Raw genomic sequence first — 17,846 nt, 5'->3', positions numbered from 1 at the left:
TACAATACACATGTTATCCGTATATTAAAATGGCTTTGTCACTAGATCTAGAGACAAAGCCATTTTAATAAGAATCGTAATATTGTTTAAACCATTTAAAACAATATTATTATGAAAACAAAAATCAGATTTGCAGGATTACTCCTTGCATTGGGCTTAAGTTTTGCATGCAAAGCGCAAAGCACCACGTATGTATTCACCAACAATCTCCAATGTAAGGTGGTACTATTCTATGAATTGAGAGATGCCACTTGCAACATCTCTTCTACGGGTACAGTAAATATTAATTCCGGATTATCAAAGGTTGTCAATATCCCTGCACACATTGTCGGCGGATGCCTGACTATTCAACAAATTGGCAGTATTTCCGCGCCAAGTAACCACTTATGGATCAGCCTGAATCCTTCTGTGCCGCCATGCCACAATAATACCCATGGCCAAACCGAAACGGGTTGCGGCGGGTTCTATTCTGTTACGACCACACCCAATTCATGGACGATCAACTAAATTTAAATGTGTCGGTTTAAGCGCGTACCAGCGACCGAAAATAGGGATCACTTTATCTTAAAAAATGCTACTCATTTTTAAACCAATAAAAAAAATTATTATGAAAACGAAAATCAAATTTTCCGGATTATTGCTTGTGTTATTATTAGGATTCAGCTTTGTAAGTAAGGGACAAACATACACCTTACTCAACAAGCTCAACTGTCCTGTAGAAATATTTTATGAGCTAAGGGATCAGGGTTGTGGCACACCAAATGCAGGATCTATAATACTTAATACCGGCGTACCACTCACGTTCAACGTACCTGCAAACATGAAAGGCATATGTTTAATTATCCGGCAAATTGGCGGCGTACCACCCGCGCTGAATCATTTGTGGATTTCTTTAAGTCCGAATCCGCCATGTCATAATGCTACACCATACGGACAATCCGGTACGACTTCAGGCTGTGGTGCGTTCATTGTTACGACCACAAGCAATTCATGGACGATCAGTTAAATTTTCAACACACTATTTAAGACAATGTAAATGCGCCGGTAGTGATACCGGCGCATTTTATGTTATAATAAATTTGACAATCCTGAATCAAAGCAGCTTATTCTTCCATTATGCCATATGCCAAGACACCTATTTTTTCTTTTTCATCTTTAGCGCTCGCAAATAAATATGCTGTGCCCGGTTTGGCCCATATTTTCCTTTCCCGAGTTGTACCATCCATATCTTCATATTTAGACGAGGTAGGCGTATAACCACTCTCTTTCAATTCCATTTCAACAAAAACATTGTTTGGTGCACCCGCATAGATACAACTGACACTGAGTACTTTATTGCCCTTGGTATATTCGACCGTGATGAGGTTAAACTCTGAAGTGAAGGATAACTCATCTCCATATTCCTCATTACCTTCATTAATTTCTCCTATTTTGAAACCCCTCTCTTTCATAAAAGCATTGATATTTTGTTTGGTTGTTTTATGAAAAATATCATGTACCAGTTTTATCTTTTCATGTTTAAAATTAGATTGTCCATAGCATAGTGTACTTATGGTGAAGGCCACAAGCGCCAGCATAATTTTTAGTGATGTAATTTTCATTTTCATATTATATGGATTTCATTTGGTTACCGTAGTTGCGTTTAATAATTAATAAAAATAGGTTGATCAATATCTTTCATAAGGGGATTTACCCTTTCGAGCCAAATAAAGATTCTGCAGTATAAGAAGTTGTTTGAATCACTGCATTTGCCCCATTTAAATTGGCCATTCTAGCCAATCGCTTTGTAAAATCAGTTACCGATCCCTTATACAAAAACAGCATATACGTCGGGGCAAATGTTCTTGTATCTCCGATATCTATCCTTATGGTACCTCTATGATCTCCTTTATTTTGCACGATCTCTTTAATCTGTTTCCAATAAATTATCGTTTCATCCGACTCCCCATCTTCGTTATAATATAACTTGATATATTCCTCAGTAAATATTATTGTGCTCTTAACATAGTCGGGCACCTGATTTGAGCAGGGCTTAATAATATTTTCGCGCTCATTATTTAGCCATTTCAGGGTTTTCGCGCTGCTTTGTGCATTCGCCGCAAAGACGCTTGTAAGGATCAGACAGATTGTAAAAAGGTATTTCATTTTATGGCTTTAAAGGGTATTACTTTATTGCTCAAAAATAAAAGGATATTTGCTGCGGCACAATACCCATAAATGAGTATTTTCCGAAATGAGACACCCCCCTAAAAAGGATAAAAAATTTGGTGGGTTCTAAAACATTAAAATGCCGGTGTTCCGGAAAACACTAAATCAATCCTTGCAGGGCACAGGTTTTGACCAGTTGAGCCGTATTACTGCAGTCTGCTTTATCCAAAATATTTTTCCGATGTTTTTTTACCGTGGATTCAGCAATAAATAGTTTTTGGGCAATTTCCATACTGCTCAAGCCCTCTGCAATATTTTTGATAATATCGATTTCTCTTTTCGAGAAGGAGACCGGTCTATCGGCATATGCTTCAATATTCAGATCCATATACGAAGGCTCCTCATTCAGGCCGATAAAGGAGATTTTATAATTTGGTGTGCTGCTGAGATGATCAATACGGGTATGGATATTTAAGGATTTTCCGTATCCCTTTTTATCATCAAGCGTAAGCATCAGCGACTGGTGGTTAATTAAAACGTATTGGTCATTTTGTAAGCGGATTCTAAAGTTATAACTCGATTTGTACTGTAGCATCTTTTCCCAGCCCACTTGATGCAGGTAGAAATTGGCGGCATAATCTTCTGCTTTAATCACAAAATCGATATCATCCGGATGTATCGCCTCCAGTATAGCATTAAACGAGGTCTGCTCCGGATAAAAACCATGCATTTCATACAAGGACGCACTGATATGCGACAGCGACATATCGTAGAAATCGATGATGTAACAATAAAATGGACCTGTGCTGGCAATTGAATTGGTAAGATCACTAAAAGAAAGCCCATGATTGGCCGTTGTCTGCACCCCTCTGTTACCAGACCATACGTTGTGAAGGCTTTGTATTTCAGGTTTCATAAAAGCGGTTGACAAGATAAATATTGACGATTTAAAGATAGACAAAACCCTTATATAAAAGAAAAGAATTCCCTCAAAACATAATGGCAATCATAACATTACATCAAAATAGGTTACTACGGGTTATCGCTTGGCTGTTAATCATTATTTCACAAAGACCGTGCATTTTATACATGGGCCAGGTAGCATCCAGCTTATTTTTGGATCTTTCCCTTTGCTTCAAGCCATACTCGTTTCTATCTTTCCGCTTTAATCAGGGGTTCATACATAGATCACATTGAGCATACAACCGTTGTTCACAGTATACCTATATTCCTTCTACGGGCGGTTTTCACACGGCTTGTTCAACAAAGGCACTGCCCTTTCCACAATTCATGGAGCATTATATTGACAATCAATAAATTATGACAATCTTGGGTAATAAAAAAAACAAAGAGGGTGATGTCCCATTTCTGTTTATATCCCTTTAATGCGCTTTTGTTCTGCTCTTGCCCGTTTCAGGACATTATTCAAATTTTACTCCTTAGCCTATCTTTCCAAATGATCAAAGCACTCCTCTTTTCTGCTATAGATAAGGCCCTAAGCCAATTGCACACCCATGATTTAAAAAAATATCATATTTAATTATTTAATACTGATATATAGACACTTAAATATTTCCAAATTTATTATTCTTTTTAATAGGTCTTTATGATGAGAATTATTAATTTCGTAATTCACCAATTAAAAAACTTGAATATTATGAAGAAAATTCATGCATTATTCGCGCTGGTTCTGGCTTTTAGCTTGAACGTGATGGCTCAAACGCCACAAAGAATCAATTACCAAGCTGTGGTACGCAACAGTTCGGGTGTTCCCGTCACCAATCAGGCGGTTTCGCTCCGTTTTAGCGTGCTCGACGGCTCCTCATCGGGAACGACCCAGTACATGGAATCACAGTCGACAACGACGAATGCCTATGGTCAGGCTAATGTCCAGATCGGTAGCGGTACCCCACTTGCGGGCACCTTTTCCGGCATTACCTGGAGTAGTGCCAGCAAGTTCCTGAAAGTCGATGCCGACATTACCGGTGGCAGCACGTACACGAACCTGGGAACAGTGGAACTAATCAGTGTTCCTTATGCCTTGAATGCACAAAGTAGCAATGACAACCGATGGACGCTGTCCGGAGCAGACATTACCAGCAACAATACCGGTAATATCGGTATAGGTGGTGCGCCGAATGCGGGGGCAAAATTAGACATCTCCGCAACAAATAAGGGGGTACTGATTCCACGTATTACGCTGGCCAACCGCCCGTCAAGCCCTGTAGAAGGTTTGCTTATTTACCAGACCGACAATACGCCTGGTTTTTATTACTATACGGCCGGCACCTGGAGAAGAGTAGCCAATACCGCCGACGTAGCCAATACCGGTACTATTATTCCTTTCGCCTCTGGTTTACCGGTTACCATGACTACTATTGTAGGCGGACTGGTCGGTACTACCGGCCTGGTTGGTTTTGGTAATTCCGCATCAGGCGTCTCACTAGCCGGTGGCACGCTAGATCTTACCGGCGCTGCAGGCACTTTGCTGAATTTTGCGTTCGTATCGCCCCGTGCCGGAACCATCAGCTCTATAGCGGCACAATTTAGTGCTACCACGGCCCTAAGCTTAATTGGAAGTAGCGTTACGGTTAATGCTCAATTGTATACCGCTCCGAGCGGCAGTAATAGTTTTTCGGCTGTACCGGGTGCTTCCGTAAATTTAGCCCCTGCGCTCTCGGGTGTTATCTCTATAGGTACAACCTCATCAGGACTGGCTACAGGCTTAAGTATTCCAGTTGTAGCCGGTAACCGGTACATTTTGGTGTTCTCTGCCACAGCAGCAGGTATTACCTTGGTTAATACGGTTGTTGGTTATGCCAGCGGTGGCCTGAATATTAACTAGGAAGGACTTATTTACGTTTTTAACACAAAAAAATTCTTATGAAATATATCTTTTCAGGATGGACCGGCTTATTGCTGCTCTGTTGCTGCAGCAAGGCGCAGGCCCAGACGGCCTCGTCCTATGTTGTCGCAACCGCAGGAGGCTCCGCCAGCCCGGCCGGCTATACCGTAAACTATACGGTCGGCGAAGTCGTTATAGCAGGCTTTAGTGCCAATCCGCAATTCACACAAGGGTTCCAGGAGCCCACTACCAGCGGCCTGCCGCTACCGGTAAGTCTGCTTGATTTTGCCGGAGCAGTACATCAGGACTATAATCTGCTGCAATGGCGTACCGCAGCAGAAAAAAACAATGATCACTTCGATATAGAATGGAGTACAGATGGACTCCAGTTTTCGAGCATCGGCGCGGTAAAAACCAAAGCCGAAAATGGCAATGCCAGCGGTGAATTAGCTTATGCTTTTGAAGACCATAACACGATGCAAAAGGTGAATTACTATCGCTTGAAACAAGTAGATATTGATAAGCACTTTGCCTACTCACCTGTTGTAAAACTGGTACGTGGGCTGTATCAATCTTCGATAGCGGTTTACCCTAATCCGGTCACTAACAAAGTTCGGATATCGGTAAAAGGCAATACTGATCAGCTGATGGTACAAATACTGGATATTACCGGTAAAGAAGTGCTTAAGGCAAGACCCTTACAAGGCACGGAAACAAATCTGGACTTGTCGGCACTCGCTACAGGTACTTATTACCTAAGGTGTAGCCAAAACAGTCAATCAGAATTGATCAAGATTGTGAAACAATAATTTTGTTGCATCATTAACCCATTTATGTAAAGAAAGCAGCGCAAAGGACTAGTCCTTTGCGCTGCTTATTTTTTATGTACCGCCGATTCCCGAATATTAATCCGGATACTTAACCGAAAGCAACTCCTTAGTCAGGAATCATGTTTCGTTTAAGGTATAAATTTCTTAAAAACAGAACTGGCAATATGCCCGCCAAAACCAAAGGTATTACTGATCGCGTAGTTGACCGTTTTACGTTTCGCTTTATTGAGCGTGAAATCAAATTTACCGGCAAAATCCGGCTCTATCTGCGTAGAATTTATGGTGGGCGGAATAATGTCTTCCTGAACAGCCATGATGCAGGCAATGGCTTCAATAGCACCTGTTGCGCCCAATAAGTGCCCTGTCATTGACTTTGTTGCACTGATGGAAGCATTGGGCTGTATCCCAAATACCTGTTCTATCGCTTTTAATTCACTTAAATCTCCGGTGGGTGTAGACGTTGCATGTGCATTGATATAGTCGACCTCAGCAGGCGAGATCTGTGCATCTTCCAAAGCCAGTTTCATACCCAAAACAGCGCCGGCACCTTCGGGATGTGTTCCGGTCAAATGATAGGCATCCGCTGCTAAACCGCCACCAACAATCTCCGCGATAATCGGGGCATTTCTCTTCAAAGCACTTTCATAGCTTTCCAAGATAACAGCTCCGGCTCCTTCTCCTAAAACAAAGCCATCTCTGGCGATATCAAAGGGCCGCGAGGCTTGCGCATAATGATCATTATTAAGTGACATCGCCCTTGATGCATTAAAGCCACCGATAGAACTAGGTGTTATCGAAGCTTCTGAACCGCCGGTAATAATGATATCGGCCTTGCCCCATTTTATGTAGTTAAAGGCATCAATAATCGCCGTATTACTGGCCGAGCAGGCCGAAGCGGTAGTATAGTTTATGCCACGCAGGCCATATTTGATCGAGATGAGTCCCGAAGCAATGTTAATGATCCTTTTAGGGATAAAAAACGGGCTAAATCTTGGAGTTCCATCACCCAAAACATATTCCGTTACCTGCTGCTCGAAAGTAGATACCCCACCATCTCCGGATGCCCAGATCACGCCAATCCTGTCTTTATTCAGTTGCTCAAAATCAATTTCGGCATGCATGATCGCTTCATCAGCCGCGACGAGGGCATACTGTGAAAACAAATCATATTTCCTTATGTCCGCTTTTTCGATGACCGGTAAGGGATCAAAACCTTTTACCTCACAGGCGAACTTGGTCTTGAATTTTTCAGTATCGAATTTGGTAATTGGTGCGGCACCGCTGACACCGTTGATCAGTGACTGCCAATAATCCTTTACCTTATTCCCGATTGGTGTTATGGCGCCAATACCTGTTATTACAACCCGTTTCATATCTGTTTGCTGGTTAATTCTTTTATGATTGTATTTTTTACAAGCTCAAAATCTTCTGATTTGGTCAATCGCGAAAGCTGCACAATGGCCAGCATATTGCTGATGACCATGATGGCTTTGGTTCTGGGTGCTACCGAAAAGTGAAAGACTTTTTGCGTCTTTCCTTCTTTTAAGATTTCAGTAACCCAATGCAGTACTCCTTCTGCAAGCACTTTTAACTCCTCTTGCACGCGTAATTCAATGGTATTAAAATCTGTTGCCAGCGCACCCACCAGGCACACCATATGATCTGCTTTGATGCGTACATAGATGTCGAAAAACGCCTCCAGTTTCCGTTTGGGGGATTTTGCCTTTGTGGCTTCCCTTTGCTGATCGAAGCGTTCGATCTGCGCCTTGATGACCGCAATACCCAGATCACTCTTTGAAGGAAAATGATAATGAATAGAAGCAGTTTTTATCCCGATAGATTCGGAAATATCTTTAAAGCTAAAGCCATTATAGCCCTTATCTTTAATCAATTGATCTGCAATATTTATGATCTCCTCTTTGGTAGTCATCTTCTATTTATTAAGACAAATATACTACCTATCAGTAGATAGGCAAAATATTTTATACAAAAAAGAAAGAACTTACTAATTCCGCTCTATCAAGCTCCATGGTACAGTCTTTTTATAAAAAAACAGGAACCGTACAAAAAGGAATATATTTATCGAAATTTTCAGACGCAGATGCAAAGACTATGTTGACCAATAAGTTGCATATCGCCTCGAGCAGCTCACATGCATTATCAAAAGAATTTATGACAACAGATTTTGACCGAACACAACCGCAAGGTGCTGTAAACTATTTTAGACATTGTATTGTAACCGGCGACCTGAGCGGTGCGATGAGCTGTTTCCATAAGGAGGCTACTTATATTGACCGCGGTGGCATGGAAGTAAAAGGCCTGGACCAGATTGATGCATCTATGAAGCACTTGTGCACCTGGAAGCCGGAAATAAAAGGCAGTAAGCATAGAGTAACAATTGTAGGAGACCTTGCGATTTGGGTGGACAAATGGACTTTAAAAGCAGTTTTGCCCGATGGTAATCCGATCGAAATGGCAGGCGCCACGACTTGCATGATGAAAAAAAGTGAGGCGGGTATCTGGTTATGGTTAGTCGATGACCCTTTTGCGGCTGAAATATACGCGTCCTGATCGGAGAAAGTATACAGATGCGCTGTAAATACCTTTGTAACAATTTATAATCAATTACTATGTATCTGAAAACGCTATCCTTTATCACATCTTTACTACTGTTGCATGGTTTTGCTGCCCGGGCACAAATGCAAGACCTTTCTAATTCGTTTGCCCCAATATACGAAAGAACAAACACGGCAGTGCAGTATAATTACGATGAGCAAAAGCAAATACACGATTATACCAACAACTGGGACCTTGATCAGGATGGTATAAAGGATAGTGTATGTTTTGTGGGTACCGGCGGTGCACATTTGTATTTCTTTCTCTGTATTGTGTTGAGTGGAGACAAAATAGTGAGGAACTTTGACTTTCTGCAATCAGACTTTCCTGTTTTGTCCAGCGCCCAAAAATGCGCCCAACAGGGCTTCAATCCAACAGAAGCGGAAGCGCCATTTGCCGTTTTTGATTTTGAGCACAGGGGTATCAATAGTATATTCCTACGCTTGGACGAGGCTTCCTTCCTGGCGAGCCAAAAAAACTTGTCCCGTAAAGGAATCAGAACAAGGTATGTGCTACTCTCCTTCCCAAAGGGCAAGCCTGTTTTCAAAGATTTTGTTACGATACCATAAAGGTTTTGGTTACAGAAGGACATAAAAAATCGGTATAGATGCTTACCGAATATCTTTCTTGCGCGCTTATATCGTACTTTGCAGCAATTCGAATATATTATGAGCATATAGACATGAAGAAGATCCATTACATTTCGGGCATAATTATCAGTATTTTCATTGGACTGCATTTGTTTAATCATTGCTACAGCCTGCTGGGAGCAGAAAAACATATTGCGTTGATGCAGCGCCTGCGTCCTATATATCGCAATGTTGTTGCAGAAACAATTTTACTCCTTGCGGTATTGGTTCAAATCATTTCGGGGCTGCGTCTTTTCAAAGCAAGGCGAACGCTAGCCCACACTCCTTTTGAAAAATTGCATATCTGGACGGGGCTTTACCTGGCGATTTTCTTTGTGATTCATTTGGCTGCCGTACTAAGCGGTAGGCTATGGCTACACCTCGACACCAATTTCTATTTTGGCGCAGCCGGGATCAATTCTTTTCCCTTTAATGTATTCTTTATCCCATACTATGGCTTTGCCGTTATTGCCTTTTTCGGACACCTGGCGGCGGTTCATCATCAAAAAATGAAGCATCGCTTCCTGGGAATAACGCCCAAGGGGCAATCGAAGATGATGCTCTTATTCGGTATTTGCTTGAGTATCCTCCTCATTTATGGACTGACCAATCATTTTAAGGGCTTCCCTATTCCGCCCGCCTACCAGGTACTTATCGGAAAATGAGCCTTCCATCCTGATGCTAAACGATAGCAAACGAAGCTTCTTGTCCAGCATAGAGCAAACGAAGTAAAACTTGTGGCCATTTACGGTTAGTGGTAACTTTATAAAGCAGATTAGCTTACCTCTTCACAACACCACAATCTTATTGTATGGCATTACTTTGGCTCAAAATACTCATGACGATTTTTACCCTCCAGGGGCTGATCAAATTTGCCGTTTTCTTTTTGGTTCCCTACAAAGCCCGAAGAAAGCAGCTGGACAAAAGCTATGTGGGTAAGCAATCGGCCACTACGAAATTTGATATTGTTATTCTGTTTGTATTGGTGTTGCTGACGCTGCTGTTATTTATTTCGGAGCGTATGGAATACCTGAGTTTTATTACGGGTCTTTATATCGGCATGACGTTGATCCAGGTGTACTTTCATCAATTCAATAAAATACTGCCGGAAGACAAAGCGCCTGAAGCTCCCTACTCGCCCATTAAACTCATGTCTTATGGCATTCAGGCTTTTCCGAAAAAGCCCTGGAAAGAACTATTGCTAATGGCGCTACTCTTGGGCTGGGGGCTATTTAAATTGCTTAAGGATGGCTTTCATTTATGGTAGTGCAGGTACTAAAATTGCCCGACACGCGTTTTAGCCTATAGCCCCCTCAAGAAATAAACCATGAATATTATGACCACTTCCCATACGGAACGAATCCATTGCTTATTCCGCACATGGCTCTTTTCTCTGTTCTTTATCCTTTCCCAAACGACAATGGCGCAACCCGGTTGGCAGGACCTCACCGCACGTTATTACTATGCGATTACCGATAAGGACGGGAAGGAAATATCCTTTAACCAAAATAAGCAATATACAATTACCATAAATTCGGTATCCTATCAGGCACCACATATCCCGAACGATTCTTTGCCGACCTTAATCGACCGCCAGAACTTCGCATTTGATGACTATATCCGGATTAATGACCTCTCGCTTCGCTTAGCCAGAAAGGATAGGCTTGACGGAAGTGTCTCGATCAAAATTGCCTATAAAAAAGATACGATGTATCTCAATCAGCCGACGGGGAAAGGAACACTATGTTTTAATACGCTGAATGGCCAAAAAAGCAGTCCTGTACCTGATCGCAGGCTGCAGTTTATTCCGGGACACTACTATTTTCCTAAGTGGACAAGTGCTGCATTTGACAACATACCCCAGGTTAGTGGTAGCGTACGTATCGTAAATGCCCGCCAGGCCAATTTCCTGATTCCCAAAGCCCTTTCGGATGCTTTATTTACACCCGATAACAATGCAATAGTCACCCCTGATCTGGAACTGGAAGCAGAAACCCTTGTGCTTCGTCATTTCACCGATGGTTATTTCTCTGTTGCACAGGAATCCGAAAAAACAAAGGTTGATATCAGCTTCGCTCCTTATAAAAGCCTTTGGGGATTTAAAGTATTGCATGCAACGAAAGACCCCAATCAATATATCGGATTGATGCAGTATACACTGGACACGCTAAATCTATCTTTAACTAAATATGTATTTGCAACGTTCGATAAAAAAGAAAACGCGATACGGCATTGGTATCCCAAAAATGATTTGAATTTGTTTTATTGTGAGGCCTTATACGTCGATTCGTTTACGCAAAGGCTCTATCAGGTGCTGGCAGTTCGGGAGCAGTTGAATGCCCCCTGTACAGTAGGCCATGACGAGGCATGTCCCTATAACAGAACGGTATTACTATCGTAGGATGAGGGAAAGACCTGGAGGGAAGATCAGGACTTGAAAAAATTATTCCTACATCAGGATATCAGGCAGCTTTATTTTCTGGACGATAAACATGCGCTGGCTTTTACCCGGCAAACGGTGCAAAAAGGCACAAACGCTTATGAGCAGGGCATCTACTATTTGCTTAAAAATAAACAGGTGGTGGATTCTTTTAAAACACCGGAGGGTGTGTATTATAACGATAATTATAATGGGAATCAGTTTACACGGCTTGCGACTGATACAGCCGTTCTGGGGATTTGGGGTATCATTCCGGAAAAAGCTTATGGTACTTATGATTATACCCGATTGTTGTTAATCGCAAAGCAAGGGGAGTGGCATTTTGCCGTCAAAAAAGTATTATATGAAAAGACATTGGCACAGTATGATAATGATACCCTTAAAAATTACCGGCATTTTCAGTTGAGGAACGGAAAAAAATTGCTTTTCAACCATAATTCTGGTACGTTTGATCTGGACTTTAGCGTAGTCGAGGAGCCTTATCTCCAGGGAATTTATGTACTTGAAAATGAGCAACAAATAGTACTGATAGATCGTGCCCATGAAGTTATGTGGATTTCTTTTGATGGTGGCTTGGCCTGGTATATTTATCCCAAGCTTACAGACCGGTTTGAGGCGTATTCATTTTTAAAACTTGATGATAACGATATCCTTTCTTATTTTAAAATCAATTATAATCCGCATGCAGGGATGCAAAAAATGAGTTATAGATTTAGGGCTAAATAGCACTGACCTTCTTCAAGGTTTATGGAGCGCAAACAGGGAAACAATATTTATCAAATTCGGTCTTTTGGGAGCGCTCGTAAGTAAAAAACATCCAACCCATAAAACGGGGCGCTTTTACAAGCGCCCCGTTCCCATATGTATTGATATATTCTTAAAATCGTTGATCATCGGCAGAAGGGCCGTAGCTACCCGGCAATGGAATTTCCAATTGACGGTAATAGGTACCTAATTGAGCGCGGTGGTGCGTGATCTGGTTGAGGCCATGGCGTATCGCGCCATATTTACTCCACTCCGCCAGTTTTTGTCCGTTCATGCTAATGCTCCAATTGGGTTCCAAATCAGATTCTGCGGCTTTGTCCAGGGCGGCAATTCCTTTTTGGTATTCTGCATCCAACTTGGCTTCGAGGGCGGCCTTATCTTCAATCGGTTCGGGCTTATTATCGCCCGCAGCGAAATCCAGATCGCTGGTATTGAGGATTACTTCCGGCCAGCCGAAAACTTCCGCAATATGCCGGCTGAGGGGCATCATCTTCATACTTTTTTCATGCGGTGCATAATCGTTTTTAGCTTCGGGAAATTGGCTAAAGAATTTTTTTGTGGTTTGATACTCATGAGTGAGTTCGTCTTTCAATTGTTTTAAAGTGTCCATAACGGTATGTTTTTGAAGCATAAAGTTAAGATAATTAAGGACTACTCTAATGATAAGAAATCTTTAAAAAATCCCCCTCATATCCGAAATAAAGCTTTATGATTTCCCTCTTTATAGCTGTTTTGTTCGTAGAATATTCAGAGGTATATAAAAGTATATATATCAATGATTAGTTAATCATAAAGATGCACACAAGCCAACAGAGGTTGGATCTAAAGCAATCTGTTCAGCTAAAACATCCAAATATTAGGATAAAAAAGATGCCGGATTGCCCGCATTTGTTAATAAGGTATGGTCTTTTACAAAAGCTTGTTGTAATTTTAAAACCTTATATATGCTATACGTATGATCAGCTTCTGGGAAAGAGAAAGTTTATTCCAATATGATTTTATTATTGTTGGATCGGGCATTGTAGGATTGAACACGGCCATCAATCTGAAAATAAAATATCCGCGCAAAAGCGTACTGGTCCTGGAGCGTGCGCCACTTCCTACCGGAGCGAGTACCCGAAATGCCGGCTTTGCCTGTATGGGTAGCCTTTCGGAATTGAGTGAAGATCTTAAGTCATTATCAGAAAGTGAATTGGTCACCCTTTTTATGCAGAGAAAACAGGGCATTGACCTACTACGCAAACGACTGGGCGATGATCGTATCGGCTACCGGGCCAATGGAAGCCATGAACTGCTTACCGCATCAGAAGCGCCTCTGTTAACACAGCTGGATTATTTCAACCAGTTACTAAAGGAGGTATCAGATACGCCGGTTTTTAAAATAAAAAATGAAGCAATCAGGGATTTTGGAGTAGCGGCACATCATTTTAAATATTGTGTTGAAACCACCTGTGAAGGGGAATTGCATACCGGAAAAATGATGCGCAGCCTGATTGACTTTGCCATCGAAAAAGGGGTAGAAATCAAGACGGGCGTTATGGTACAGCATTTTGAAGAGCACAGCCATTCCGTGAAGGTCTATACCTCCGATCCCTACCGGAAAGATGCTCTGGTATTTAGTGCGGCGCAATTGTGTATTTGTACTAATGCCTTTACACCTCACTTCTTTCCGGAGCTGGATATACAACCGGGAAGAGGGCAGGTCATTATCACCAAACCGGTACCGGGCCTGAAGCTAAAAGGTATTTACCACTTTGATCAGGGCTATTATTATTTTCGGGAGATCGAAGGACGGGTACTGTTTGGTGGTGGCCGGAATCTGGATTTTGAAAAAGAAACAACGACCCGGATTGAAACGAACGAAGCTATAGTGGCTCATTTAACCTCATTACTACAAACGGTTATTCTTCCGGAACAGGCTTTTGAAATTGAGATGCAATGGGCTGGCATTATGGCCTTTGGTGCTTCCAAAAAGCCCATCCTGCAGTCTTTCAGTCCCAGAGTACATGGTGCATTCCGCCTGGGAGGAATGGGTGTCGCGCTCGGGAGTCTGCTGGCACAGCAACTGGCAGACTTAACAGAAATATAAGTGCTGTTTAAAGCTTAAGCAAAACAGGGCACGCAGATTATTTTTTGAAAAACAAATTTGTAGCCCTATTTTTGTTATTCGTTACAATGAAATACAACAAGGCATATAAATACATTAAATACACGTCCCTGTTAGGGTAGCATCTTTGTATGGGTTTATGTTCCGGATAATATATAAAGAGGCTTACCATTCATAACGGTAAGCCTCTTTTCATTCTAAACTAATCATAAATATCATTATTATCATGAGTAGACTGAGCAATTTAGCAGAATCTTTAGTAGGATCAGAAATCGTAAAATTGGGCAATGAGATCAATAACAGGATCCGTAACGGTGAAAAGATTTATAATTACACTATCGGTGATTTCAATCCTGCTGTCTTTCCCATACCCACTGTGCTAAAGGAGCAAATCATTAAAGCCTATAATGACGGTTATACTAATTATCCTCCTGCAGATGGCATCCTTCCTTTGAGGGCTGCCGTAAGCCAGTTCCTCAACACTTATGAAGGTATCTCTTACGAAAATGACGAGATCCAGATTTCCAGCGGAGGCAGACCTTTGATCTATTCTTTATTTAAAGCGGTTGTGAATCCGGGCGATAAAGTGATCTATGCTGTACCCTCCTGGAACAACAATCACTATACATCGCTTAATGGCGGTATTCCCTGCGAAATACAAACTACGGCAGAAAACAATTTTATGCCTACCGTTGCAGAAATTGCCCCTCATCTCCCGGGTGCGGCACTCCTTTGTCTATGTACACCACAAAACCCTACCGGAACAACCTTAAGCAAGGAAACACTGGAGCAGATCTGTGACCTCGTACTAGCTGAGAATCAACGCCGTGGCCCGGAGGAAAAGAAACTCTATGTCCTGTTTGATCAGATGTATTTTACACTGACTTACCGGGATACCAAACATTATCATCCGGTGGCTTTACGTCCGGAGATGAAAGCATATACCATTTCTGTAGACGGAATCTCTAAATCATTTGCAGCGACTGGTGTAAGGGTCGGCTGGGGTTTTGGCCCGGCAAATGTAATTGCCAAAATGAAAGCATTGATGAGTCATATGGGCGCTTGGGCGCCTATGGCGGAACAGGTGGCCACAGCTGCCTTTTTGAAAGAGGAAGCCGCCGTAAATACATATTTAACGGATCTTAAAGGCAAACTGGAACAACGTCTTTGGCGCATCTATGAAGGCATAGACCAATTGAAACAAAAGGGATATGTAGTGGAGGCGATTGTACCGCAGGCGGCAATCTACCTCACCCTCAAGTTTGATTTAAAAGGAAAGTCTTATCAGGGCAAACTTTTGAACACACAGGCAGACGTCACCCAATTCCTTCTTGGAGCGGTAGGACTGGCCTTGGTACCCTTTAATTGTTTCGGCGCCGATGCCGATTCACCCTGGTATCGCATTAGCGTAGGCACCTGCCAGCTGGAAGACCTGGACGTGATCTTTGATTCCTTAGAAAAAGCATTAGCACAGCTATCCTAAATACTAAAGGCGCGCCATACGGCGCGCCTTTAGTATTTTATATGCAGGAAGTCATTATTCTTCTACCACTAAACGGAAGCCGTTACCGTGTATATTCACAATGCTTACCTTAGTATCTTCGCTTAAGTATTTGCGTAATTTTGCAATATACACATCCATACTACGACCATTAAAGTAGGTATCACTACCCCATATACGCTTCAAAGCCTGCTCGCGCGGTAATAAATCGTTTTTATATTCGCAAAGCATTTGCAACAAGGCATTCTCTTTTGGAGAAAGCGTTACATCTTTTCCTCCATGAGATAAGATTCTTAACTTGCTATTAAAATGAAAATCTGCGATTTCAAATTCGGTAGAAGAAGGGTTCTTCTCCTGAATTTCCTGATTACGTTTTAAGATTGCTTTGATTTTATGCAGCAATACTTCACTGTCAAATGGTTTCGCGATATAATCATCTGCACCTAAACGGTAACCGGTAATCACATCGTCTTTCATGCTGCGGGCAGACAAGAAGAACAAAGGAATATCCGGATCGATGTTGCGAATTTCTTCTGCTAAAGTGAAGCCATCCATATTAGGCATCATCACATCCAATAAACAAATATCGAATTTTTCTCTTCTAAAAGCGGCCAATCCTAAAATCCCGTCTCTGCATAATTCTACTACGTAGTCGTGTAACTCTAAATAATTTTTCAGCACCTGGCCTAAATTAGTATCGTCTTCTACAAGTAGTATTTTTGATTTTTCTATTTCCATAATATGATTAAATAAGTAAAGGTAAATTGCGTATCAAAGTTAGAATAATTGGCTACAACATAATATTTTAAGCAATATTTTTTTGTTAAAATCTCGGACAGTTATAGGTATCGCGGCCACCGGAAAGTTTGCTGTATAAACCTCTAAATGTCAAGGAAAGCTCTAGTGCACCAAAATTCCGGTTTGCTTTTGCAAATGGGGAAATAGTGGCATCATAAGAAACCATCAGTCTCATTTTGGTCCACTCCACACCGGCAACAGGAATCACACTTTCATTCCAACGATAAAACAAACCGAGAATCAACTGATTGTTCATTTTATCCATCGTAGACACATTCATATTAAACAAACTACCCACGACCATCTCCGTTGCTTTCTTTTGATAGGAATAATACAAAGACGGATTCATAATAAACTTATCCCCTACTTTGATAAGGGCATCTATATTGGCCATAGGCCGAATACCGAGCCGGTTTTCCTGACGATAAAAACTTTCGTTTGGACGGTTCAGGTGTTGGGCAGCAGCCCCTATTTTTAAATAGAAATTTTCATTGGGAAAGTAAGCATAATTCACGCCTAGAATCACATCGGCATAACGTACTTTCTCTAAGGAATAAGGCTCTTGTTGTGCCAGGTGTTTATTAAAGGAGAATCCATCCCACTGCGCATCAAAGGTCAGTCTGGAAAAATCGATCGTGCGCTGTACAAAAGCCGCACTCACCCCCGCGGAGATCATATTATAATCATTGATCTGTACATGATAGGCAATAGAAGCCTGTATTTTATCTAAGGAGAGCATTCCGGCACCGGCTTTATCGGAGAAGAACCCAAGACCTACGCCCATCCAGTTGGTCAGGTTTTTATTCCGCATCAACTGGAAATCGCCATGAGCCGCAATCGTTTTAAAGGCCGCCGGCACATTAGACCATTGTTCACGGTAATTGACCCCTACCTGATAATCTTCATTGGGGATCAGCGCGGTATTGGCCGGGTTTAATAATTGAGGTGCATTATAATATTGGGAAAAATGGATGCCCTGACTATGTGCATGCATTCCCAACAGCAATGTACTGAACAATAGTAAAAAACGACGCATGGGGTTTATGAGTTTTGCTATAAAGTTAATATTTTATTTATTATATGCTCCTTTTTAATAAAATAAACTAACGATCCGCTTATAAGACCCATTTTTCCTTCTTTTATTGCACCCGGAGTCTATATTGCTGT

General features: G+C 41.7%; 20 protein-coding genes. 12 read left to right on the top strand and 8 right to left on the bottom strand.

The window, feature by feature from the left end; all coding sequences use genetic code 11:
* Positions 1-111 precede the first annotated feature (111 nt).
* Both DBR32_RS13950 and DBR32_RS13945 read left to right on the top strand, forming a co-directional pair.
* Positions 112-507 carry a hypothetical protein gene (locus DBR32_RS13950; protein ID WP_124636975.1) on the top strand — a complete coding sequence of 132 codons (396 nt, stop codon included), beginning with the start codon at positions 112-114 and terminating at the stop codon, positions 505-507.
* A 100-nt stretch (positions 508-607) separates the two neighbouring features.
* On the top strand, positions 608-1,006 hold the full coding sequence (locus tag DBR32_RS13945; protein ID WP_124636974.1) for a hypothetical protein: 399 nt from the start codon (positions 608-610) through the stop codon (positions 1,004-1,006).
* Positions 1,007-1,103: 97 nt separating this feature from the next.
* Here the strand turns inward: DBR32_RS13945 and DBR32_RS13940 are convergent, their stop codons facing one another.
* The 3 genes from DBR32_RS13940 to DBR32_RS13930 all read right to left on the bottom strand — a co-directional run bounded on the left by DBR32_RS13940 (position 1,104) and on the right by DBR32_RS13930 (position 3,064).
* Positions 1,104-1,601 (bottom strand): hypothetical protein, encoded by a 498-nt coding sequence (locus DBR32_RS13940; RefSeq protein WP_124636973.1) that lies wholly within the window; start codon positions 1,599-1,601, stop codon positions 1,104-1,106.
* An 88-nt stretch (positions 1,602-1,689) separates the two neighbouring features.
* Positions 1,690-2,145 (bottom strand): hypothetical protein, encoded by a 456-nt coding sequence (locus tag DBR32_RS13935; protein WP_124636972.1) that lies wholly within the window; start codon positions 2,143-2,145, stop codon positions 1,690-1,692.
* Positions 2,146-2,308: 163 nt separating this feature from the next.
* Positions 2,309-3,064 (bottom strand): LuxR C-terminal-related transcriptional regulator, encoded by a 756-nt coding sequence (locus tag DBR32_RS13930; RefSeq protein ID WP_124636971.1) that lies wholly within the window; start codon positions 3,062-3,064, stop codon positions 2,309-2,311.
* A 741-nt stretch (positions 3,065-3,805) separates the two neighbouring features.
* Between DBR32_RS13930 and DBR32_RS15810 the strand changes: the two genes are divergently transcribed.
* Positions 3,806-4,993, top strand: coding sequence for an exosporium glycoprotein BclB-related protein (locus tag DBR32_RS15810; RefSeq protein ID WP_305000379.1), 1,188 nt, complete (start codon positions 3,806-3,808; stop codon positions 4,991-4,993).
* Positions 4,994-5,031: 38 nt separating this feature from the next.
* Positions 5,032-5,802 carry a T9SS type A sorting domain-containing protein gene (locus tag DBR32_RS13920; RefSeq protein ID WP_124636969.1) on the top strand — a complete coding sequence of 257 codons (771 nt, stop codon included), beginning with the start codon at positions 5,032-5,034 and terminating at the stop codon, positions 5,800-5,802.
* 149 nt (positions 5,803-5,951) lie between these two features.
* Here DBR32_RS13920 and fabF read toward each other — a convergent pair whose 3' ends face one another.
* Positions 5,952-7,196 (bottom strand): beta-ketoacyl-ACP synthase II, encoded by a 1,245-nt coding sequence (gene fabF, locus DBR32_RS13915; RefSeq protein WP_124636968.1) that lies wholly within the window; start codon positions 7,194-7,196, stop codon positions 5,952-5,954.
* On the bottom strand, positions 7,193-7,753 hold the full coding sequence (locus DBR32_RS13910) for a TetR/AcrR family transcriptional regulator (protein ID WP_124636967.1): 561 nt from the start codon (positions 7,751-7,753) through the stop codon (positions 7,193-7,195). The genes fabF and DBR32_RS13910 overlap by 4 nt, the downstream gene beginning before the upstream one ends.
* A 242-nt stretch (positions 7,754-7,995) precedes the next feature.
* Here DBR32_RS13910 and DBR32_RS13905 point away from each other — a divergent pair, with 242 nt between their 5' ends.
* From DBR32_RS13905 to DBR32_RS13880, 6 genes are all read left to right on the top strand, one after another.
* Positions 7,996-8,394 carry a nuclear transport factor 2 family protein gene (locus DBR32_RS13905; protein ID WP_233559749.1) on the top strand — a complete coding sequence of 133 codons (399 nt, stop codon included), beginning with the start codon at positions 7,996-7,998 and terminating at the stop codon, positions 8,392-8,394.
* A gap of 59 nt (positions 8,395-8,453) precedes the next feature.
* Positions 8,454-9,008 (top strand): hypothetical protein, encoded by a 555-nt coding sequence (locus tag DBR32_RS13900; protein WP_124636965.1) that lies wholly within the window; start codon positions 8,454-8,456, stop codon positions 9,006-9,008.
* A 113-nt stretch (positions 9,009-9,121) separates the two neighbouring features.
* Positions 9,122-9,733, top strand: coding sequence for a hypothetical protein (locus tag DBR32_RS13895; protein ID WP_124636964.1), 612 nt, complete (start codon positions 9,122-9,124; stop codon positions 9,731-9,733).
* Between the two features lie 146 nt (positions 9,734-9,879).
* Positions 9,880-10,335: a hypothetical protein gene (locus DBR32_RS13890; protein ID WP_124636963.1), complete on the top strand. Its 456-nt coding sequence runs from the start codon at positions 9,880-9,882 to the stop codon at positions 10,333-10,335.
* 69 nt (positions 10,336-10,404) lie between these two features.
* Positions 10,405-11,469 carry a hypothetical protein gene (locus tag DBR32_RS13885; RefSeq protein WP_124636962.1) on the top strand — a complete coding sequence of 355 codons (1,065 nt, stop codon included), beginning with the start codon at positions 10,405-10,407 and terminating at the stop codon, positions 11,467-11,469.
* Between the two features lie 33 nt (positions 11,470-11,502).
* A complete protein-coding gene (locus DBR32_RS13880; RefSeq protein ID WP_124636961.1) occupies positions 11,503-12,234 on the top strand; it encodes a hypothetical protein in 732 nt (243 codons plus the stop codon).
* A gap of 151 nt (positions 12,235-12,385) precedes the next feature.
* Here the strand turns inward: DBR32_RS13880 and DBR32_RS13875 are convergent, their stop codons facing one another.
* Positions 12,386-12,883, bottom strand: coding sequence for a DinB family protein (locus DBR32_RS13875; protein WP_124636960.1), 498 nt, complete (start codon positions 12,881-12,883; stop codon positions 12,386-12,388).
* A gap of 345 nt (positions 12,884-13,228) precedes the next feature.
* On the opposite strand from DBR32_RS13875, the gene DBR32_RS13870 reads away from it, so the two are divergent.
* Together DBR32_RS13870 and DBR32_RS13865 are read left to right on the top strand one after the other, a co-directional pair.
* Positions 13,229-14,362, top strand: coding sequence for an FAD-binding oxidoreductase (locus DBR32_RS13870; protein ID WP_124636959.1), 1,134 nt, complete (start codon positions 13,229-13,231; stop codon positions 14,360-14,362).
* Positions 14,363-14,606: 244 nt separating this feature from the next.
* Entirely contained in the window at positions 14,607-15,863 is a 1,257-nt protein-coding gene (locus tag DBR32_RS13865; RefSeq protein WP_124636958.1) for a pyridoxal phosphate-dependent aminotransferase, read from the top strand.
* Positions 15,864-15,917: 54 nt separating this feature from the next.
* Here the strand turns inward: DBR32_RS13865 and DBR32_RS13860 are convergent, their stop codons facing one another.
* Both DBR32_RS13860 and DBR32_RS13855 read right to left on the bottom strand, forming a co-directional pair.
* The gene (locus DBR32_RS13860) at positions 15,918-16,619 is read right to left on the bottom strand and encodes a response regulator transcription factor (RefSeq protein ID WP_124636957.1); all 702 of its coding nucleotides are present in this window, start codon (positions 16,617-16,619) and stop codon (positions 15,918-15,920) included.
* An 85-nt stretch (positions 16,620-16,704) separates the two neighbouring features.
* Complete coding sequence (locus tag DBR32_RS13855; protein ID WP_124636956.1) at positions 16,705-17,715, bottom strand: PorP/SprF family type IX secretion system membrane protein; 1,011 nt, start codon at positions 17,713-17,715, stop codon at positions 16,705-16,707.
* Positions 17,716-17,846: the final 131 nt, after the last annotated feature.

This window comes from Taibaiella sp. KBW10 (genome assembly GCF_003852495.1).
Lineage (GTDB): Bacteria > Bacteroidota > Bacteroidia > Chitinophagales > Chitinophagaceae > Edaphocola.
This window is presented reverse-complemented; position numbering and strand designations above follow the sequence as displayed.